The 21,374-nt window shown below is 43.8% G+C and carries 18 protein-coding genes and 1 pseudogene; 11 read left to right on the forward strand and 8 right to left on the reverse strand.

Annotated elements, in window-relative coordinates:
• Positions 1-18: 18 nt before the first annotated feature.
• Genes CXM95_RS02170 through CXM95_RS02180 form a run of 3 tightly spaced genes read left to right on the forward strand, consistent with a single transcriptional unit; the run spans position 19 to position 2,460 of the window.
• Positions 19-1,410: a PTS galactitol transporter subunit IIC gene (locus CXM95_RS02170; protein WP_008376155.1), complete on the forward strand. Its 1,392-nt coding sequence runs from the start codon at positions 19-21 to the stop codon at positions 1,408-1,410.
• A 28-nt stretch (positions 1,411-1,438) separates the two neighbouring features.
• Positions 1,439-1,690: a hypothetical protein gene (locus CXM95_RS02175; RefSeq protein ID WP_008376154.1), complete on the forward strand. Its 252-nt coding sequence runs from the start codon at positions 1,439-1,441 to the stop codon at positions 1,688-1,690.
• A gap of 17 nt (positions 1,691-1,707) precedes the next feature.
• Complete coding sequence (locus tag CXM95_RS02180) at positions 1,708-2,460, forward strand: class II aldolase/adducin family protein (protein ID WP_061053679.1); 753 nt, start codon at positions 1,708-1,710, stop codon at positions 2,458-2,460.
• Positions 2,461-2,687: 227 nt separating this feature from the next.
• Here CXM95_RS02180 and CXM95_RS18790 read toward each other — a convergent pair whose 3' ends face one another.
• Together CXM95_RS18790 and CXM95_RS02190 are read right to left on the reverse strand one after the other, a co-directional pair.
• Positions 2,688-2,960: a hypothetical protein gene (locus CXM95_RS18790; protein WP_176462005.1), complete on the reverse strand. Its 273-nt coding sequence runs from the start codon at positions 2,958-2,960 to the stop codon at positions 2,688-2,690.
• Positions 2,957-3,817 (reverse strand): AAA family ATPase, encoded by an 861-nt coding sequence (locus tag CXM95_RS02190; RefSeq protein WP_101698796.1) that lies wholly within the window; start codon positions 3,815-3,817, stop codon positions 2,957-2,959. Before CXM95_RS02190 ends, CXM95_RS18790 begins: the two co-directional genes overlap by 4 nt.
• A 312-nt stretch (positions 3,818-4,129) precedes the next feature.
• Here CXM95_RS02190 and CXM95_RS02195 point away from each other — a divergent pair, with 312 nt between their 5' ends.
• Both CXM95_RS02195 and CXM95_RS02200 read left to right on the forward strand, forming a co-directional pair.
• Positions 4,130-4,507 (forward strand): DUF1033 family protein, encoded by a 378-nt coding sequence (locus CXM95_RS02195; RefSeq protein ID WP_005227251.1) that lies wholly within the window; start codon positions 4,130-4,132, stop codon positions 4,505-4,507.
• Complete coding sequence (locus tag CXM95_RS02200) at positions 4,440-6,512, forward strand: DNA topoisomerase III (protein WP_101698797.1); 2,073 nt, start codon at positions 4,440-4,442, stop codon at positions 6,510-6,512. Before CXM95_RS02195 ends, CXM95_RS02200 begins: the two co-directional genes overlap by 68 nt.
• A 77-nt stretch (positions 6,513-6,589) precedes the next feature.
• Here the strand turns inward: CXM95_RS02200 and CXM95_RS02205 are convergent.
• From CXM95_RS02205 to CXM95_RS02215, 3 genes and pseudogenes are all read right to left on the reverse strand, one after another.
• Positions 6,590-8,142 (reverse strand): annotated as a pseudogene (locus tag CXM95_RS02205) (response regulator).
• A complete protein-coding gene (locus CXM95_RS02210; protein ID WP_101698798.1) occupies positions 8,120-9,568 on the reverse strand; it encodes a sensor histidine kinase in 1,449 nt (482 codons plus the stop codon). Before CXM95_RS02210 ends, CXM95_RS02205 begins: the two are co-directional and overlap by 23 nt.
• A gap of 10 nt (positions 9,569-9,578) precedes the next feature.
• Complete coding sequence (locus tag CXM95_RS02215) at positions 9,579-10,583, reverse strand: ABC transporter substrate-binding protein (RefSeq protein WP_086299034.1); 1,005 nt, start codon at positions 10,581-10,583, stop codon at positions 9,579-9,581.
• 232 nt (positions 10,584-10,815) lie between these two features.
• On the opposite strand from CXM95_RS02215, the gene chvE reads away from it, so the two are divergent.
• The 5 genes from chvE (at position 10,816) to CXM95_RS02240 (ending at position 16,879) form a co-directional block, all read left to right on the forward strand.
• Positions 10,816-11,916: a multiple monosaccharide ABC transporter substrate-binding protein gene (chvE, locus tag CXM95_RS02220; protein ID WP_005231478.1), complete on the forward strand. Its 1,101-nt coding sequence runs from the start codon at positions 10,816-10,818 to the stop codon at positions 11,914-11,916.
• Positions 11,917-12,062: 146 nt separating this feature from the next.
• Positions 12,063-13,592 (forward strand): multiple monosaccharide ABC transporter ATP-binding protein, encoded by a 1,530-nt coding sequence (mmsA, locus tag CXM95_RS02225; RefSeq protein ID WP_101698799.1) that lies wholly within the window; start codon positions 12,063-12,065, stop codon positions 13,590-13,592.
• Position 13,593: 1 nt separating this feature from the next.
• On the forward strand, positions 13,594-14,790 hold the full coding sequence (gene mmsB, locus CXM95_RS02230) for a multiple monosaccharide ABC transporter permease (RefSeq protein WP_005227258.1): 1,197 nt from the start codon (positions 13,594-13,596) through the stop codon (positions 14,788-14,790).
• Between the two features lie 12 nt (positions 14,791-14,802).
• Entirely contained in the window at positions 14,803-15,138 is a 336-nt protein-coding gene (locus CXM95_RS02235; RefSeq protein ID WP_005232241.1) for a PTS sugar transporter subunit IIB, read from the forward strand.
• A 220-nt stretch (positions 15,139-15,358) separates the two neighbouring features.
• Entirely contained in the window at positions 15,359-16,879 is a 1,521-nt protein-coding gene (locus tag CXM95_RS02240; RefSeq protein WP_101698800.1) for an alpha-L-fucosidase, read from the forward strand.
• 129 nt (positions 16,880-17,008) lie between these two features.
• Here the strand turns inward: CXM95_RS02240 and CXM95_RS02245 are convergent, their stop codons facing one another.
• From CXM95_RS02245 to CXM95_RS02255, 3 genes are all read right to left on the reverse strand, one after another.
• Entirely contained in the window at positions 17,009-18,118 is a 1,110-nt protein-coding gene (locus CXM95_RS02245) for an ABC transporter ATP-binding protein (protein ID WP_008376142.1), read from the reverse strand.
• 107 nt (positions 18,119-18,225) lie between these two features.
• Positions 18,226-18,930, reverse strand: a complete 705-nt coding sequence (locus tag CXM95_RS02250; protein ID WP_223272959.1) for a helix-turn-helix domain-containing protein — start codon at positions 18,928-18,930, stop codon at positions 18,226-18,228.
• A gap of 329 nt (positions 18,931-19,259) precedes the next feature.
• Positions 19,260-20,099, reverse strand: coding sequence for an SHOCT domain-containing protein (locus CXM95_RS02255; RefSeq protein ID WP_061053689.1), 840 nt, complete (start codon positions 20,097-20,099; stop codon positions 19,260-19,262).
• Positions 20,100-20,264: 165 nt separating this feature from the next.
• Between CXM95_RS02255 and CXM95_RS02260 the strand changes: the two genes are divergently transcribed.
• Positions 20,265-21,371 (forward strand): GntR family transcriptional regulator, encoded by a 1,107-nt coding sequence (locus CXM95_RS02260; RefSeq protein ID WP_101698801.1) that lies wholly within the window; start codon positions 20,265-20,267, stop codon positions 21,369-21,371.
• Positions 21,372-21,374 lie beyond the last annotated feature (3 nt).

Raw genomic sequence — 21,374 nt, forward strand, 5'->3', positions numbered from 1 at the left:
AAGAAAGAAGTGAAAAAAATGCAAGTATTTCAAGACATTATCAATTATATCTTAGGTTTAGGTTCCGCTATTTTTGTGCCGCTAATCATTTTAATCCTAGGCTTGGTTGCAGGGATGAAATTCAAAAAAGCCTTTATGTCTGCAATCACGTTAGGTATTGCTTTTACTGGGATGTCTATGGTCATTGGCTTTATGTCAAATGCAGTTAGTCCAGCTTCCGAAGCATTGGCAAAAAATACTGGCTTGAACTTGCCTGCGCTAGATTTAGGGTGGACAGGAGCGGCAAGTATCACCTGGTCATGGTCCTATGCATTTGTTTTCTTTGCCGTCGTTCTTGGCGTGAATTTTGTCATGTTGATTTTGAACTGGACCAAGACGTTGAATGTCGATATGTGGAATGTATGGGGTAAAGCGCTGACTGCCTATCTGGTCTACTTTATCAGTGGAAGTTTACTTGCTGGGTTTATCACCGCCATCGTACAGGTTATCTTGGAACTTAAAATGGGGGATATGTTCCAACGCCACATTGAGGATTTGACTGGTATTCCTTTAGTAACAGTGACCCACTTGATGAATATTTCAGCAGTGCTTTTATTACCGATCAATGTGATTATGGATAAAATTCCTTTCTTTAATCGACGGGCCGATACCAAAGCCTTAAAAAAGAAAATCGGTATCTTCTCTGAAAATTCGGTGATGGGCTTTCTCATTGGTTTGGGCTTGGGATTAGCTGCAGCTTATGGCGTGTCAGGCTCATTGAACTTAGCTATTCAAATCGCGACTGCAATGGCTTTGTTCCCAATGATCTCAAAAATGTTTATGCAGTCTCTTTCACCACTGGCTGATGCAATGTCGGAAATGATGAAAAAACGCTTTAAAGATCGGGAAGTTTACATTGGGTTAGATTGGCCCGTATTAGCTGGTCGCTCTGAGATTTGGGTCACTGCTATCTTGTTGGTACCTGTCTTTATTGGCTATGCTATCATCTTGCCGGGAAATGCTGTGTTGCCTTTAGCAGGAATCATTAACTATTCGATCGCAGTAGGTGGATTATTGCTCACCGGCGGAAACTTGGTGCGTATGCTGATCATGGGGGTTATTTCGATGCCAATCTATCTATATGCAGCTACGTATTTGACGCCGATCCTAACGGGCTTAGCAGATCGAACCGGCGCAGTAGAAGGAATACAAAAAGGGCAGCAAATCACTTGGTCTTCGATCGAAGGACCGGAATTTCGAATTTTATTTGCAGAAGCGTTTAAAGGAAATATCTTGGGTATCGTCGGTTCCGTTGTGTTTATCGCAATGTTTGTCTGGTTGTATAAATATATGAATAAGGTAAAGGTACCAAGTCAAAGATATGAAGAACAAGGGACCCCATCGACGCAAGTACGTGCGACGAATGGCTAATATTTTCAAAAAGGAAAGGACGACAGGAATGGGAAAGAGCGAAAAAATAAAATGGCAATTGCTTCTTTTTCTAGCAATTGGCTGCTATCTCTTAGCTTTGGTGACACAACAGTACCTATTTAATGTCGTAGCGATTGGTCTAGCAGTCTGTGTATACAAATATGGCAGTCCAGTACTTTTTAAAGAATACGATGAACGAAAAAAGAAAAAAGAGGAAGAAGCAGCTAAAGTAAGGGAAGCTGTACAAACAATCTTACGCAACAAAACGTTTGAAAAATAAAAAAGGTGGTCTTGAATATGTCAGATGGACGGATGATTTTTGAAAGAGAACGGGAAGATTTAGCACGAATCGTAAAATTGATTTTTACCCGGAAGAATACAAATGTTGCAGGCGGTAATTTTTCTTTTAAAACAACCGATGAAACTGGAAAAGAATACATTATTATGACACCAACTATGATGTCAGAAGCCTATTTAGGAGAGGTCTCACCAGCCCAGATTTTAGTCGTTGAGCCTCATACGAGAACAGTGATTGATGGGGTTGGTCAGCTGACACGAGAAATCAACTTACACGAAGCGGTTTATGATACGAATCCAGCGATAAAAGCAGTCTTACATGCCCATTCTCCTCACTCGATGTTTTGGGCAACCGCCGGATTGGATATGCCTAACTTAACAGAAGCGACCCAAAAAATTGGCTATATTCCTGTACTAGACTTTGAACCTAATTGCTCACCAGAATTAGCAGAATTAGTTTCTGATTACATGAAAAAAGAACAACTCGCCTTACCGAATATGTTGCTCCTCAACAGTCATGGGGTACTGATCAGTGCGCCAGGAGCATCTGGCATCGAAGCAATCCATAAAGCTTTGCAAATACTAGATACCACGGAATGGAATGCGGAAATTGCCTATAAGCAAACGATTTTTCAATCTTTAGGCTTGTTAGATGGTTTTTACTCCAAAGGGAGACAAGTAGGAACACTTGAAGACTTGAAAAAACATACACCGATTTATAATAAAGAAGAAATTTTTGCTGGTGGTGATTAGCCAGCAAGTAATCATCTTTTTCGATTGATAAAAATCCAAGAACATTCGTTTACGAGTTCTTGGATTTTATTTTTTTATTCAAAATATGCTATAATTTAGTCAGAAAATGAATGTTTTTGATGCATTGGCATTTTTAAAAGAAAGGGGGAGGGGCATGAATCGTACAAGATTCAACCTCATGAAATGAGGGACGTTAGTGCCGTAGGGGTGGTGTTGCTTCATCAGAATCAGGTCATTTCAAGCCAAATCAACCAACTTGCCTTAGCTGTACTATTTGGTTTAGCAGGGTATTTGATTGTTGTAAAAAGTTCTACTTTTTGTCCGCTCAGATTGCGGGGCATTCCGATCAGTATAACCAAGCAGAAGTCAAGTGGGGCAAAATTGCGGGAGTGGTCGCCTTCTGTATTGCGCTGATCAATTTGATTTTGGTCTTTGTGTGAGTGCGACGGAAAAAAGCCACCAAAAGAAATCTTTGGCGGAAAATGGTTTACTTTGGTCATGATCGATCATCAAATTCGGCTTGATGTGCTTGAAAAAAGCGGTAATACTGCTGGACACTAGCTAACTGGGTCCACTTCCGAACATCGACGGGCGTTTGATCCAAATCATAGATTTTGGCTTCCTTTAAAGATAAAACGAAAGGACTATGGGTAGCAATAATGAATTGGCACTGTTCATAGCGGGCGAAATCTTCCAGTAACTGCACCAGTTCCAACTGACGATCAGCAGAAAGGGAATTTTCTGGTTCATCTAATAAGTAAAGGCTGTCGGGACGAATCTTTTCTTGAAAGAAGCGAAAGGCACTTTCACCATTGGAATATTCTCGGACGTTGTCGATCAAGTGCTTGCGGGTGAATTTGGACTGTGTGTTGGATCGTGCGAGATTGATTTTCTTCAATTCATGGTAATCGTCAAAACCTGTGAAACGAAAGTCCGCATACTTTGCTTGGTAGTATTCTTGAAACACTTCTTCTCGGCGATGATCGATCCCTTGATTTAAGTTTCGAATATCCAGCATGAAGTCAAAGACGTCATCGCTGGTCAAAAGCACTTTTTCTTGCGGTTCGTCGTTGCTACGAGCAGTACAGTAGGATAAATAGTCCTCGAAAAAATTCGACCGATTATACGCAGCAAAGCGCTGAGCGTGGATCTTTTCTGCAATCACGTTCAATGCAGTGGTTTTGCCAGAACCATTACCGCCATATAAAATAGTGATTGGTTCAAAATCGATCTGCTGAAAACGGCGGGCACTGAGAATCTGAAAAGGGTAGTAAGAATCATAGACAGTCCGTTGGATAGAAAGGAAAAAATCAAACTCGGTTTCTTGATCGGGAAAAGTGATTTGTTCGAGATACATGGGGCACCTCCTAGCAGTTTCGTGGTTGCCATTATTGTAGCATATCCATCACAGATAAAATTTTTTTTGCGAGGTTAAAATAAATCTTGTTTGATATTTTTTTAATCTTTTACTGTTATATTCACAACAGGAAACTTCTGTGCTAGACTATAAGGGCATAGAAATGATGTAATCTTAAGCAACCGATAAAACGTACAAAAAAACGAAGGTTTAATGAATTCTTTAAGCGATGTTTAAATGCTGAAACTTATTCCTTGCAAGTTTAAGTAAAAGTGACTAATATGGGGAAGGAATCGTGAAAGGAGCAATGGAATGTATCAAGTAGTAGTCATGTATGGGGACAATGAACCGTGGTGGTTTTTTGAGGGATGGCAGTCAGATATTCAAGAGGCGTTCACATTTGCAACTTTCAGCGAGGCGCAGTCATTTTATGAACAAAAATGGCAAGAAATCAGAGAAGAGTATTCGTACATAAATGCAAAATCAAACTTTATGACGGCTTTTTGGAATGAAGAAGACGAACGCTGGTGCGAAGAATGCGACGATTACCTCCAACAATATATTGGACTGGCATTGCTTAAAGAATATCAGCAAGTCGTCGATGAAAGCAGGAAAGATTTTTATGAAACAACTAATTCTAGCGGAAAAGCCAAGCGTTGCCAAAGACCTCAGCAAAGTTTTGGGCTGTGAGCAAAAACATAAAAATTATTACGAAGGACCCAAGGCGATTGTTACTTGGGCCCTTGGTCATTTATTGGGCTTGAAAATGCCTGAAGATTTAAACAAAGAGTGGGCATCATGGCAGATGGAAACGTTACCGATGATTCCTAAGTCCATCGGGATCAAGCCGTTGCCAAAAACCGGTCATCAACTAAAAGCCATCAAACAATTGGCTCAAAGAAAAGATGTCGGGGAAGTCGTGATCGCTACCGATGCGGGAAGAGAAGGGGAGCTAGTCGCTCGCTGGATTTTGGAGTGGGTTCGTTTTGACAAACCAGTCAAACGTTTGTGGATTTCTTCGCAAACCCCTAAAGCCATCAAAGAAGGCTTTGCAAAATTGCAGTCAGCCAAGCACTACGACAATCTTTACTACTCCGCCCTTGCGCGGGCAAAAGCCGACTGGCTGGTAGGGTTGAATGTCACGCGGGCATTGACGGTCAAATATCAAGACAATCTTAGTGCGGGTCGGGTCCAAACCCCTACCTTAGCTTTGGTGCGCAGTCAGGAAATGCAAATCGAGAGTTTCCGTCCGCAAACCTATCATGTGATTACCCTAAACGTAGGCGATGCCAAGGCCCGCCTGCAACAAAAAAATCCCTATCAACTAAAAGAACGCAGCGACGCCGAAGCATTGGTCAAGCAAATGAGTCAACAAAATGGTCGCGTGACAGCGATCGAAGAAAAGGTCAAAACAGAAAGTGCACCATTGCCCTACGATTTGACCGAGATCCAACGAGAAGCCAATCAGCGTTATGGATTTTCAGCCAAGAAGACCTTGTCGCTTGTTCAAAGCTTGTATGAAACCCATAAAATCGTCACTTACCCAAGGACGGATTCCAAGTATTTGACTAATGATATGAAGGCAACCATGAAGGAACGCCTTCAGGCAGTTGCGGATTTTGCCCCAGAAGTCAAAGGATACTTGAAAAATGGCGGACAAGTGGTGCAGCAAGCTGTCTTCAATGATAAAAAAGTTACAGATCACCATGCCCTATTGCCAACGGAACAGCGGGCACGTTATGAAAAATTAACTACCGATGAACAACGGATCTATCAAATGATCGTTAGTCGTTTCTTAATGCTCTTTGCGAAACCCCATAAAAAGCAGCAGCAGAAAGTGACCGTGACCTTTGGTTCAGAAACCTTTGTATTCAACCGCAATACCGTGTTAGAAGCGGGATGGAAAACGACTTCTGAAGAAGAAATCATTGACATAGCTTGGCAAAAAGGCAGTACCGTCAAGCCTGAGTTCACCATCCAGAAAGAGTTGACCACACCACCGAAACCGTTGAATGAAGGAACTCTTTTAGGTAAAATGGAAAAACATAGTCTCGGTACGCCGGCAACCCGTGCGGAGATCATTGAAAAGCTGATCAAATCTGAGCTGATGGAGCGGACCCCAAGCGGCTTGCAAGTATCGCCAAAAGGCAAGCAGTTGTTAGTCTTAGTCAATCCTTCCTTGGTGACACCAGAGTTGACGGAAAAATGGGAGAAGGAACTGGAAGCCATCGCGAAAGGCACCTACTCTGCCCAAACCTTCCTCGCGCAAATCGAAGCAGACACTAAACAATTGGTTAAAGAAATCAAGCAAAGTGAGAGCAAGTACCAAGATTTCTCATTGACCCAAAAACGGTGTCCAGAATGCGGCGAACCATTGCGGGAGAAAAATACCCGTGATGGCAAGATCTATGTTTGTTCCAGTGGCACCTGCAAGTACCGTCGTCGGAAAGACCCGAAAGTTTCAAACCGACGTTGCCCGCAATGTCACCGAAAGATGGAGATCATTGAGGGCAAAAATGGCGCCTATTTCCGCTGTAAATTCGATGGGACCACCGAAAAAATGGCGGATAAAAAAGAGCGCAGCAAAAAGCTGTCGAAACACGAAGAACGCCGCTTGATGAATAAAATCAATCAAGAAGAACCGCAAGAAAGCCCATTAGCAGCTGCTTTAAAAGCTGCTATGGAGAAGAAATAACTGAATGAGGTAGAAAATAAAAAAGAGTGAGGACGATTTTGCTGTCTCTCACTCTTTTTTTGTATCCATTCATTCAACTAGGCATTTTTTTGACGGTATTCTTTCGGTGAGATACTTTCTTTCTTCTTGAACAAAAAGGAAAAATAATTTGGGTCATTATAGCCAACATCAAAGGCGATCTCAGATAGCCGTAGATTTGTCGTTAACAGCAGTTCCTTAGCTAAGGTCAATCGTTGCTCGGTCAAGTATTCGATAAACGTAGAATCAGTGGCTTGCGAGAAGATGGTGCTGAAGTGCGCCGGACTCAAATGAACTTTTTCAGCAACTACATTTAAGGAAATATTGGGATCAGAAAAGTGCTCACTGATAAAGGCTTTGGCTTGATTGATGACGCTTTGATATTTCGCCATTGCAGGATTGATGGGTTGTTTGGTCAATAGCGGCAACAGTTCTGCCAGAGTCGTTTGATAGTTCTCTGGCTCATGGGTCAATGCCGCTAGATAGTCTAAGTCATGGGCGTGCTGAACGATCTGGGGCAGCGAATGACTGTCTTTTTTCTTTAATAATGCCAGCAATTCGACCAAGACGAACAAACGGTACATTTGCGTTCGCTCAACGGTCCCTTGAGGCGCCATCAATTCATCGGTCAGCTCAGGGATCGTCTGTTTCCCAGCATTTGCCAGTCTTGAAGCAAGATCGGTTTTGAAAGGATTGGTGGGGGACAGTTCCCCTTCTCGAATGTCATCTTCATAGCTGATGATTTTTCCTTGCGGATGCTGCCATAGGTTTTTAGCATGTCACGAGCTTTCTGATAAGAAAGAGGGATGCCCGAGAAACGATCTGCTATAGGTCCGATCGCCACTGCCACTTCTTCCCCAGAACCATGAACGAGGCTTTGAGCGATCTGATAGGCCTTTTCTAAAACTTGTTCGCGGTCATGGTCAAAAAGTAAAAACTTGATGAAGCGGCTAGACACACTGGAGAACAAGACGGCATCATCTTGCTCATAGGCTTTGGTCAGCTGCTGGCTAAAGCGAGTGTAGTCAGAAAAACTTTGATTGAAGGGGGTTTTTGCTAACAGCACACAAAACTGTTTGCCTGAAAAGCGCCGTCCCAGTTCTTCTGCTTGCAAAAAAGCTTCTGAGATCGTGATCTTTTGTTTAAAAAGATGATTCAGAAAGTGATTTTTTTTGATTTCCATTTCGAATAAATCGTCTTCTTTGGATAATTGCTGATGGGTGGTTTGTTGTTCATCTAAGTGTTGAACGACGGTTTTGATGGCTTGTTCTAATTCTTCGTTTTTGATGGGCTTGAGTAAGTAATCGTCTGCTTGCAGCTGTAGTGCCGTTTTTGCATAGTCAAAATCATCAAAGCCGCTAACAAAAATAATGCGAACTTGCGGCAATAATTTTTTGGCTTCTTTCGCAAAGACCAAGCCATCCATAAACGGCATTTTGATATCGCTGATAATAATATCCGGACGCAGATCAAGGATCGAAGCTAGCGCCAATTCGCCATCGGCGGCTTCATCGCTATAAACGATCGGGTATTGTTTGGCGAGAGTCATGATTTGGTGACGCAAACTATCGCGAATCAGATGTTCATCTTCAACTATGAACACTTTGTACATGGTTGGGTTCCTCCCTTTTTGGTACTGTGACGTTAATCGTGGTGCCTTCTTGGTATTGACTGTGGATCGTCAGTTGCGCTTCGCTGCCGTAGTTCAGCTGGAGACGGCGATAGACGTTATATAGGCCATAGCCACTCTCAGAGGCGGGATCAGTGGTTTCTTTAAGGTTACGACGAATCTCCTCCAAACGCTCAGGGTCGATCCCAATGCCGTTGTCACTGATGGTCATTTGAATCTGGTGAGGCAATTCTGACACTGTAATTCGAATCATGCCGACGCGACGGACAAACTTGGTGCCATGATAAACGGCGTTTTCAACTAGGGGCTGCAGGACCATTTTCAAAACCTGCAGTTCTGGACTGACGGTTTGATCTTCGATGGTGTAAGACAGCATCCTACCATAGCGAATCTGCAAAATCTTCAAGTAATCGCCCACATGCCGCAATTCTTTTTCCAAAGGAATCCAGTCTTGCCCTTTGCTTAAGGAGATACGGAAAAAATCCGACAACGCATAGGTCATTTCCGTTGCTTGCTCGTAACGGGCAGCTTCAATCAAAGAAACGATCGCATCTAAACTATTATAGATGAAATGTGGGGTAATCTGGGCTTGTAAGACCCGCACCTCACTTTGGGCTAAGTGATACTGCTTCAAGGCATTTTCTTCCAAGAGCCGGGTTAAGTCATCTGCCATTCGATTCAAGCTACTCGTCAAGGTCCGCAGTTCTGGGGTTTCTGGCAGTTCTGCTCGGTAGCTCAAATGTCCTTGGGATAGTTCGTTGGAAAGATCTAATAACCGATCCAGCGGGTCTTGCAGGTTGTCACGAACAAAGCGGCGGTTTTTATTGATGATCGCAAAGATGATCAAAAGCAACACGACTTGAAAAAGGATCAGTAACAATACCGATTGGACTAGTTCGTGATTGGTTTGGCTGGCTAAGCTGATCTCTACCCCGACGAATTGCTGCAAAATATCGGATAGCAAATCGATCACCGAATCCACTTGGATCATGACGTATTTGTTTTTTTCCACCGGCTCATCCTTGAGAATATTGTCGATCAACTGTTGCTGATAGGTTTCTAAAGAATCGAGCGTCCGAAAGGCGACCGCTAAAATATTGAGCTCTTTCGCAGTGCTGGTATTTTCTTGGATGTGTTGCAGGTCGCTCCTCAATTCCTCAATTACATTGGTTTCTTGGACTTGTGCGACGGTTTTTTGGCCGAAGACTAAGTCCCACATTTCTTCCAAGACAATGGCATCGACTTTTTCCGATAGTTGATTGGCTTCTTCAATATTGTTGATGGTATTTTGGTAAATGAAAATCTGCCGTGAGTAAAACACACTACTTAGTACGAGGGGAATAAAGGCGACGAGGATCATCAGTTTATTCGTCTGTTGAAAGATGCCCTTGATACTTTTTGTTTTCATCTTCATCTCCTCAATAATTTCTCGGTGGAATCTGATCGAAATCCATGTCACTGGAAAAAACTGTTTCATGGACATAGATTTCACGAGGGATGGCATCGGCGCCGCGAGCCAAGTAGCGAGAGATGGCATTTTTGACGAACACCCCGGCATCTGGGTTGCACTCAACGACACAATTGACCACTCCTTGCTTCAATTTATCGATCATTTCTTTTTGAGCATCGATCGATACGATCACTAAATCCTTCCCCGGCTCAATATCGGTTTTTTCTAAGGCTTCTAGGGCACCCAACGTCATCTCATCATTGTGGCTGAACAAGACATCAATCTGTTCCATTTTGCCTGCTTCGATGTATTGTTCGATGACTTCTTTGCCTTTACGGCGGATGAAATCGCCGTTTAATTCGTCTACGACTTGGATCGTCACATTGTTATGGGCATAATCACGCTTGATGGTTTCTCGGAACCCTTCTGAGCGCAAATACGTCGGGGACGTAGCATCCAGTCCCGTCAATTCTAAAACATTGACTGTTTCGTTCTCATGCTCTTTATAATAATTACTAACGTAGAGACCTGCACGATTGCCCTCGGCTTTGAAGCTTGGCCCGATATGGGTCAAAAATAAAGAGGGATCGCTGACATTGACATGTCGATCTACCACGAAAACGGGAATCCCAGCTTGGGCCGCTTCTTCCAAAATCGGTTCCCAATTGTTTTCCTGAATGGGGGTAAAGACGATGGCATCGACTTGATACACGATAAAATTGCGGATATCTTGGATCTGTCGCTCTTGATTCATATAACCGTTACGATAAAGGACTTCATAGCCTTCCTTCTCTAACTCAGTGCGGATCGATTCCGTATGGCGTTTACGCCAGCTGCTTTCCGTTCCCGACTGGGAAAAACCGATCACGATACTTTCTTCCGCTGTTTCAGCGGTCGTTTCTTTGATTGCTTGGCAACCAGCCAAGAAAGACAGATACAAACAAAGGAGTAACCCAATTTTTCTATTCCTCATTTTTTTCACCTCTATGGTCTATTCTACTAAAAAATACGGAAGCGCTTTACACAAAATATCAAATCAAATAAAAACCAAGGGAATCTTAAAAAATCCAAGATTACGAAAAGAAAAAGCGGCAACTGGGCCGACCTTTCTCAAGAAATCCAAGAAATCTCGAAAAAATCTAAATGTAAGCGATTCCTTAACTAGCTATACTGAGTATGTAAGAAAAAGACATGGAGGGATCACAATGAAAGGTACTTTTGGTAAATTGGTCGTCCTAGCATCCACCTTATTGGTTGGTGGATTGTTAGCAGCTTGTGGGAATGGATCAGATAGCGGGGCAAACGGTGACGGAGACAAAGGATTTGTTGGGATTGCGATGCCGACCAAATCGGCAGAACGATGGATCGCAGATGGCGACAATATGGTAGAGGAATTAGAGAAGCTTGGCTATAAAACTGACCTGCAATATGGAGAAGACAAAGTAGAAAACCAAGTGGCACAAATTGAGAACATGATCACCAAAGGCGTTGATACTTTAGTGATCGCCTCGATCGATGGGTCGGCACTGACGGACGTGTTGGAAAAAGCCCATAACGAAGACATCACAGTCATCGCCTATGACCGTTTACTGATGAACTCGGAATACGTCGATTATTATGCCACCTTTGATAATTTTGGGGTCGGCGTGCTGCAAGCGTCTTATATTGAAGACAAATTAGGCCTCAAAGACGGTGAAGGACCATTTAACATTGAATTATTCGGCGGTTCTCCAGATGATAACAATGCACTGATCAATTATAATGGGGTCCTTTCGGTTTTCCAACAATACTTTGACAGCGGACAGCTAGTCGTTCCTTCCGGTCAAACCAACTTCAACCAAATCGCTACCTTGCGTTGGGATGGTTCAACCGCGCAAGCTCGGATGGACAACTTGTTGAGTGCCAACTATACGGATCAAACATTGGATGCTGTTCTTTCACCTTATGATCCAATCAGCCTAGGAATCATCTCATCGCTTAAAGGTGTGGGCTATGGTTCCTCTGATAAACCACTGCCTGTGATCACCGGTCAAGATGCGACGGTGGCAGGAGTGAAATCAATCATCGCGGGTGAACAAACCCAAACGATTTTTAAAGATACACGGGTGTTAGCGAAAAACACGATCGAAATGATCGAAGCCATCACCAATGGCGAGGAAGTGCCAGTCAACGATACTGAAACCTATGACAATGGCGTCAAAGTCGTACCAACCTACTTGTCAAATCCCGTTTCTGTGGATAGCGACAACTACAAAGAAGAATTGATCGATACCGATTACTATACAGAAGAAGAGCTGGGCATTTAAGCAAGGAGTGCAGATCCAACGAGAAAAGATGCTAGTTTCCCCTAAAGCAGCAGGGAAGAACGAATCATCCCCAGTATTCGTTCTTTCCGCTTTTCTTACAAAGGGAGCGCATCACTTTTACATAAAAAGGAAAAGGGTGAAAGAACATGGCAGATAATATTTTGATGATGAAAGGCATCGTCAAAGAGTTTTCAGGGGTTCGCGCCCTTGATAACGTCAACCTCTCGATCGAGCGAGGAGAGATCCACGCACTGTGTGGAGAAAATGGCGCTGGCAAGTCCACGCTGATGAATGTCTTAAGCGGACTCTATCCTTACGGCAGTTATGATGGAGAGATCTATTATGAAGGGGAGTTATGCAAGTTCAAAGATTTGCGGGACAGCGAGGACAAAGGAATCGTTATTATTCATCAAGAGTTAGCCTTAAGTCCTTACCTGTCGATCAAAGAAAATATTTTTTTAGGAAATGAACAAGCCAAGCTCGGCATTATTGATTGGGATCTGACCGAAAAGAAAACGGACAATCTTTTAAAGATCGTTGGCTTAAAATTAGACCCGAATACGCTGGTTTCACAAATCGGTGTCGGGCATCAACAGCTGGTGGAAATTGCCAAAGCATTTTCAAAATCCGTCCGATTGTTGATTTTAGATGAACCAACCGCAGCGTTGAATGAAGAAGAAAGTGCCAATCTGTTAGAGCTGATCAAAGAGTTTCGCAACCAAGGGATCACTTCGATCATCATCTCCCACAAGCTGAATGAAATCGTCAATGTGGCGGATCGCATCACGATTTTACGAGACGGGCAAACGATCGAGACGCTGAGCGGGGCCGAAATCTCTGAAGAGCGTATCATTCGGGGCATGGTTGGGCGAGATTTGACCAATCGCTACCCAGAGCGGAAACCCACTATTGGTGAACCGTTTTTTGAAGTCAAAAATTGGACGGTCCATCATCCAATCGACCATACCCGTGTGGTGAATGAAAATTTGAACTTGATGATCCGCAAAGGAGAGATCATCGGCATCGCCGGTTTGATGGGTGCTGGCCGGACTGAGTTTGCCATGAGTGTCTTCGGTCATTCCTACGGCAGTTCGATTTCGGGGGAAGTCTATAAAGACGGCCAACCGATTTCTGTCAAAGACGTGCCAACCGCCATCAAAAATGGGTTAGCCTATGTGTCGGAAGACAGAAAAGCGCTTGGCTTGAATCTGCTGATGGATATTCGCGAGAACACCACCATCGCTAGTCTTGCCAAAATCAGCCGCCAAGGGGTCATCGATAAAGAAAAAGAAGTCACGATGGCAGAAGAATTCCGCAAAAAAATGCGGACGAAAACCAATTCAATCTATCAAAACGTCGGCAGCTTGAGTGGTGGGAATCAGCAAAAAGTCGTTTTGGCAAAGTGGCTGATGACCACACCAGATATCTTATTTTTAGATGAACCGACCCGCGGGATCGATGTCGGGGCGAAGTACGAAATCTATACGATCATCGAAGAGATGGCAGCAGCTGGCAAAGCCATCTGTATCATCTCCTCGGAGTTACCAGAACTATTAGGCATGTGCGACCGGATCTACACGATGAACGAAGGCCGCTTCACGGGCGAAGTGTTACGGGAAGAGGCAGACCAAGAACGATTGATGAATCTAATGACACTAGAAGAGAGTGGGGTTTGAGATGGAAACAACCAATAAATTAAAAAAAGAACGCAGCCATTCGCTGAAAGAAAAGGCACTGGAAATCTTTAGCAAATACAGTATGATCATTATCTTAGCAGTATTATTGGTGGCCTTTCAGCTCATGACCGACGGAATTTTCTGGCGGCCGCTGAATATCACCAACCTCGTGTTGCAAAACAGTCATATTCTCGTTTTAGCAGCCGGTATGCTTTTGGTCGTCTTGTTAGGACATGTCGATCTATCCGTAGGCTCCGTGATGGCGTTTGTCGGTGCGATTGCAGGCGTCTTGATGGTCAATAACGGCATCAGTCCTTGGTTGGCAGTGCCTCTTTGCTTACTGATGGGCGCAGTGATCGGTGCCTGGCAAGGCTTCTGGGTCGCGTATGTCGGTATCCCAGCATTTATCGTGACCTTGTCTGGTTTACTAATGTTTCGAGGATTGACCCAAGTCGTCTTAGGCGGTCAATCATTGGCACCGTTTCCCAAGGCATTCCAACAAATTTCCACCGGCTATTTGCCAGATATTGCAGGCGGTCAGATCCATTTACTTTCCATGATTTTAGGTGTAGTGATCACGGGCATCCTGATTTTAGGCCAATGGCGGACCCGTGAGCGCCGCAAAAAAAATCTTTTTGAAGTGGAATCAATGGCAGCCTTTGCCTTTAAAGCCGTCTTTACTGCGGTTGTTTTTCTTGGTGCTACCTACATCTTTGCCTCTTATCAAGGGTATCCGATCATTTTGATCGTCTTAGGGGTGATCGTGGCTGCCTATGGATTTTTGACTAACAAAACCGTCGCTGGTCGGCAAATCTATGCAACCGGCGGCAACAAAAAAGCAGCCGAACTTTCGGGAATCAAGACGAAGAAAATCACCTTCTGGGTCTTCGTGAACATGGGGATGATGGCAGCTTTGGCGGGCTTGGTTTTAGCGGCTCGGTTGAATGCAGCCACACCGCAAGCGGGAACGTCAATGGAATTAGATGCAATGGCCGCAGTGTATTTCGGCGGTGCTTCTACCTCAGGCGGTATTGGTACTGTGATGGGGGCGATCGTTGGTGGTCTCGTGATGGGTGTCTTAAACAATGGGATGTCGATCTTAGGGGTCGGTGTCGATTGGCAGCAAGCCATCAAAGGGTTGATTTTGCTGCTGGCCGTCGTGTTGGATATCTACAATAAGAAAAAGAAAATTTCGTAGGAGGGCCTGTTTATGGAGGACCAAGCACAAAAGACGATTTTATTGATTTGTACCGCCGGCATCACTACGGGTCTCTTAGTGAAAAACATGCAGCGGGCCGCAGATGAAAAAGGGCTAGCTGTGCATATCTATTCGGCACCAGCCATCATTGCTGAACAGATCCTGCAGCAGCAAACAGTCGATGCTTTGTTGATCGGTCCGCAGTCGAAGTACGAAGTCAATCGATTAAAAGACTTTCTCATGGTCAAAGCGGTGCCATATAAATTAATCAAAGAAACAGATTACGAGCTGTTAGATGGCGAAGCTGTCCTTACAGACAGCCTGACCCTCTTACAAAACGATCACTAGGCTCGCGTAAAAAGATGTGTCTTTTAGCGTTTGAATATGTTGTTTAGAGTAGTGCCTTGCGAATCCCCCAAGCAAGCACTACTCTTTTTATCGTAAAGTAGTTTGATCACCTGATAGGGAAGACCCGTCGATTGAATGCTGCTTCGGTCAGTTCTTGAGCTTTGTTTGCCAGTGAGTGGACAGGTGGCGAAAGTACAGTAAAGGCGGCGGATCTTTTCCAATGATGAAACAGTCAAGAATCGACCTTGTATCTGTTTCCTTAAAGCGGCAAACAACTAATAGAAAGGAGGAACTGTTTATCGAACCAACAGAACTTACTCAGATTCGCCCCAGTAAACGACAACTACAGTGGCAGCAGCTGGAATTTTATGGCTTTATCCACTTTGGTCTCAATACGATGACCAATCGTGAATGGGGGCTCGGCAATGAGTCGCCAACGGTATTTGACCCGCAAAAGCTAGACTGTCATCAATGGGTTTCTACAATGAAGCAAAGCGGTATGCAGGGAATCATTTTGACCTGCAAACACCATGACGGCTTTTGCTTATGGCCAAGCCAGCACACTGCTTTCACAGTCGCTTCAACGCCCTGGCGCAATGGTCAAGGTGATTTAGTGAAAGAACTTTCTGATGCTTGCCGTCAAGCAGACCTGAAATTCGGCATTTATTTATCGCCTTGGGATCAGCATGAAGCTTGTTATGGAATGGGGCAAGCCTATGATGATTTTTATACGGCGCAGTTGACAGAACTTTTAACCAATTATGGTGATATATTCGAAATATGGTTAGATGGGGCCAATGGTGAAGGACCCAATGGAAAACGCCAAAACTATGATTGGGAACGGTATTATCAAGTGATTCGAGAGCTGCAACCCAATGCAGTGATTGCGGTTTGCGGACCGGATGTCCGTTGGGTAGGAAACGAAGCGGGGCAAACCAGACTTCAAGAATGGAGTGTGGTGCCAGCAGCATTAAAGGATGCTGAAAAAACAGCGAGTCATTCGCAAAAAGCCGATAGCATAGCGTTTCGGCAATCGATTTCCAGTATGGAAATGGATTTAGGAAGCCGACAAGCGCTGAAAAAGTACGGCATTAAAGACGCTGCCGAATTGGCTTGGTACCCTGCTGAGGTCAACTTATCGATTCGCCCCGGCTGGTTTTATCATCCATCAGAAGACCAACAAGTAAAAAGCGGCGCTGAGCTCTGGTCCTTTTACAAGCAGATCGTTGGGGGCAATAGTTCATTTCTACTTAATGTGCCGCCGATGCCGGATGGTATGATCCATCCAACGGATCAAAAGGCATTGCAGCAATTAGGTCACTCGATTAAACAATTGAAAGAGGTGACGACTGAAAGGAACGGCACGTTTGCGAGCTCTTCAACCAGTGTGTCCAGCAGAATGGATAAGCTCCAACTATCTCAAGCGTTTGGCCAGTATTGGAAACCGGACTTGGAAGACAAACGGCCATGGCTGACCCTACATTTTGCAGAACCGGTCGTCATCAATTCACTTGTATTGAAGGAAGCGATTCAATATGGGCAACGGGTAGAAAAAGCAAAAATTTTTCTGCAAACTGTAGCAGGACCACAGTTACTGACCGAAATAGTGACGATCGGCTATCAAAAAATCATCAGCTTTGAAGCGGTCGGCGTGTCTGCTGTCAAAATAGTTTTTACTCAAGTTCGGCAAACACCGATCATTCAAACCATGGCCGCGCGCTATGTGCCTCAGGAAGAATAAAGTAACCCAAAAACAGACAGTCGGCTGACTGTCTGTTTTTGAGGGATACAAATAAGGAATAAAAGTGGATATTAGTTAAATGCGACTGCCTAGGGGGCAAATCCGAGAACAGTGCATGGTAACTACAAATTAAGGAAGTGTGATGACATTTTCTGAATCTTTGTCGAAGAAATGCGCTTTGTTGATGTTGAAAGCTAAATCAACTGTTTCACCTGGACGGTGGAAGTCGCGGGCATCAACTTTCGAGATAAATTCAGTCGCACCTACACGTGTATAAAGCATTGTTTCTGCACCTAATAGTTCAGATACGACCACTTCAGCACGTACAGTTGCTTCAGGAGAAGCTTCCAATGCGATTTGTTCACTGTGGATATCTTCTGGACGAATACCAAAGACTAATTGTTTGCCTTCGTAGCCTTTTTCAACAAGAATCTTATTCTTGCCTTCAGGAATACGTAAATTCAAACTTTGACCATCAGAGATCATACCGTTATTCAACGTAACATTGAAGAAGTTCATTGCTGGTGAACCGATAAAGCCGGCAACGAAAATGTTTTTCGGTGTGTTGTAGACTTCTTTTGGTGAACCGATTTGTTGAATGAAACCATCTTTCATGATAACGATCCGGTCAGCCATGGTCATCGCTTCTGTTTGGTCATGGGTTACATAGATCGTCGTTGTTTCTAAACGTTGGTGTAATTTTGCGATTTCCGCACGCATGGCAACCCGCAATTTCGCATCTAAGTTTGACAACGGCTCATCCATCAAGAAGACTTTGGCATCACGAACGATGGCACGGCCTAAGGCAACCCGTTGACGCTGACCACCTGAAAGGGCAGCAGGTTTACGATCTAAGTATTCTGTCAAACCTAAGATCTCAGCGGCATTTTCTACGCGTTTTTTGATTTCTTCTTTGTCGTATTTACGCAATTTCAAACCAAATGCCATGTTGTTGAAAACAGTCATATGGGGATACAATGCGTAGTTCTGGAAAACCATCGCGATGTCGCGGTCTTTTGGTGCTACATCGTTCATTACTTTTCCACCGATGCTCAATTCGCCTTCAGAAATATCTTCTAAACCAGCGATCATTCGAAGGGTTGTTGATTTTCCGCAACCAGAAGGTCCAACGAAAACGATAAATTCGCGATCCGCGATATCTAAATTAAAATCAGTTACCGAATACGCATCATTATTGTCATATTTTTTGTGGATATTTTTTAAGGCCATTTCTACCATTGGGATTACCTCTTTCCATTTAGTTTACATGAATAGCATAAATGAAAACGCTTCGAATGCGCAACGGAAACCTGCACAAGAAAAAAACGTTTTCTTGTGCAGGTTGTTTAATTGCTCTGATGGGTGAACTGATCGATTAGTAAATAGCAAAGCAGCAGATCATCCATATTTTTTAAATTTAAACGTGTCAGTGTTTGAAACTTATCGATCTTATATAGGAGAGAATTCCGATGCATAAACAGTTCTTTGGCAGTGGAACTCGCATTGCCTTGATTGCGCCACAGTGATTGAATGATCGTTTCGGTCTCTTCTTCAAACCAATCTAGATACAAGGTACGAAACAAGGAAATATACTCGGAAAAGCCATTGCGAAAAAGAGCGAAGACCACTTTGGGCAGATCCATACTTTTACTGGTAGTTTTCGTTTTTAACTCATTTTTAAACAGGGTAGATTCACTCGTCCATAAGGTAGTGAAGTCGTGGCGTGGGTGATGGAAGGGGCCAACGAACAGCTGGGAATAGCAGTCGAAATCCATATCCAAAGCCACGAATAAGCCGTCGAGATCTTCGATGGGTAAATTAGTGTCGTCTTGTTTTTCTACGATCACCGCATGGTCTTCGGTGAGGAAAAAAAGATCCACCACGCTAGGGAGCATTTGCTGGATCTCTGCGAGCCATTCGGATTGCAAGGAGTCAATGGTTCGGGTGAAATGAACTTGCAGCATTCGGACCCACGTTTGGTCTTGAACGGGCTGATGTTCAAATAAAATCGGATACCATGGATGGTTTCGGTTATCGATTTCTGGTTGCAAAGAGCCGTTTCCCAGTTGGATCAGCAGTTTTTCACTGTCACTTAATTGGTCAGTTGGCAGCCAAATATATTTTTTGCCGAAAGCGATGGATTCGATGTCCTTCGTTGTGGATACTTTGTCATGCAGCGTTGCCTGGGGGAAACGCGCTTTGATGTCATTAAAAGAAAAAATGAGAAAGACCTCCTTTGAGATACTCTACGTATTCTTCATTTAGTATAGCATGTTCTAAAAAAACCGTTCAAAATTTTCCCAGAAAAAAGCACAGCCCTTCACCGAAATCTCTGCCTTTGCATGGCAGGAGGACTGCTTTTTTCCCGAAGCGATGGCTTCTATAATCCTAACAGTTGTTTTTTCTTTAAGGCAAATTCTTCTTCAGTCAAAATTCCTTCATCGACCAACATTTTCAGTTCGCGAAGATCAGCAATGACCTGTTCCGTCGGGGTTACAGTTGGTCGCGGGGGCAGTATCGCATGCTTACGGGGGAAGTTAGTGAGATAGCGCTGTATGATCCGAGCAATCAGCAGGTCTTTTTCGGCAAAGCAAAGGGAGTGGTTTGGTTCCGTCCTTCTGCGAGAATGGGTTTCTCTGATTGCCCCGCCGCCAATATACAGTTCCAAGAAGCCATTGCCTTTCCAAAGACCAGATTCGGCAACTTCTTTCAGACTGACACTGGTGATCTGGGGAATCTGCAAAACCTGCTTTTCTTTCTTTTTGTAGTCGATGATCGTGAGGGTATCTTCTGCGATGATCCAAGCATCACGATAATGATAAGACAGTAATTTGATTTTACCAGCCTCTTCATCCACGTAACTTTTGGCTGATTGTCCGCCAAGTGCTGCCAAATGATCCGTTAAAAATTCATAGGCTTTTTGGGCATCGATTCGATTGGTGAAATAAAGCAGATGAGAATTACCTGGTACCTGCAGTCGGAGGTAGTCCACTAAGAGACCTTTGCCTATATGTAATTCCACATCGGCAATTTTTGCCATGGGAATCTTTTCATCCGGGATTTTTGGATGGGTATGGTTTATCAAAACACCTTTACTGGTAATAAACCAGCGACAACTAGCCTCGTGTTTGCGATTCTCTCGATATTTTTTTGAATAAAGAATGATTGGCGCCTCACGATTTTCATTCATATTTCTCGTCAAAGTGTTTGCCTCCTTCATAGAAATAACTAACTATTTATTCAATTATACAACAAATATAATCTTATTTATTTTTATTATGAGTAAAATTTAGGTGAATGATCGTTTGGAATTTTTTCTCTATTACTTTTTCAGAAAAATTAGTATAGCAGCAATTGACAAGGAAGCGGTTTCTTGGTATCTTAGATGTACGGACAACTTTTGAAAGATGGGATGAAAATGGCGAATAAGTACGAACAACTAGCGGATATCTTAAGAGAAAAAATCCGCTTAGGCACCTATCAAGAAGGCGATGCGATCCCTTCAGAAGCAACCTTACAGGAAGAATTTCATTATAGCCGCCACACGGTGCGCCAAGCGATCGCTGTTTTGGTCAATGAAGGTTATTTAAGAAAAGAACGGGGCTCAGGTACCTACGTTTCAAAACCTGAGACTGTCAATCATAAAAACCGCAAAACGATTGGGATCATCATGACCTATTTGTCTGATTATATTTTCCCATCGATCATGCGTGGCGTGGAGCAGACATTGCGGGAGCAAGGCTACTCACTGCTTTTAGGCTCAACCAACAATGACCATGAGCAAGAAAGAGCGTGCTTGCAGCAAATGATGGATCAAGGGGTAGACGGGTTGATCGTTGAACCAACGAAGAGCAGCCAGTACAACCCGAATCTTGCCTATTATGTCGCCCTCCAAGAAGCTGGGATTCCTCTCGTCATGATCAATGCCTATTACGAAGAACTAGACTTGCCGCATATTTGTGTCAACGATACACGTTCTGTTTTTTTAGCAACCAATTATCTATTAGAACAACAGCATCAGCAGTTGATGATGATCACGAAAATCGATGACTTACAAGGGAAATATCGGATGAAAGGGTTTGTCAAAGCGTTGACCCAAGCCAAGCGGACGTTTGCAGCAGAAGACGTCTTGACGTATACGACGGAGACGAAAGAAGCCGTTATTGAACAAGCGATCCAGCGCTTGACGGCTGCCGATAATCAAGTCACAGGCATCGTTTGTTACAACGATGAGATCGCGCATCGTTTGATTCAAGCATTGACGGCTGCTGGGAAGAACGTTCCTACTGATTTTTCGATCGTAGGAAACGATGACTCGCCCCTTAGCACCTTGTCCACACCGACGATCACCACACTGACTCACCCGAAAGAAGCGATGGGGGAATTGGCAGCACAATGGATCACTACAGGGAAGGCAACAGAAGCACAACACTTTTATTTTGAACCAGAGCTGATCGTTCGCGGTTCAGTCAATAACCAAAAAGGAGAGTAAGAA

The sequence above is a fragment of the Enterococcus sp. CR-Ec1 genome (genome assembly GCF_002850555.1).
Lineage (GTDB): Bacteria > Bacillota > Bacilli > Lactobacillales > Enterococcaceae > Enterococcus_D > Enterococcus_D entomosocium.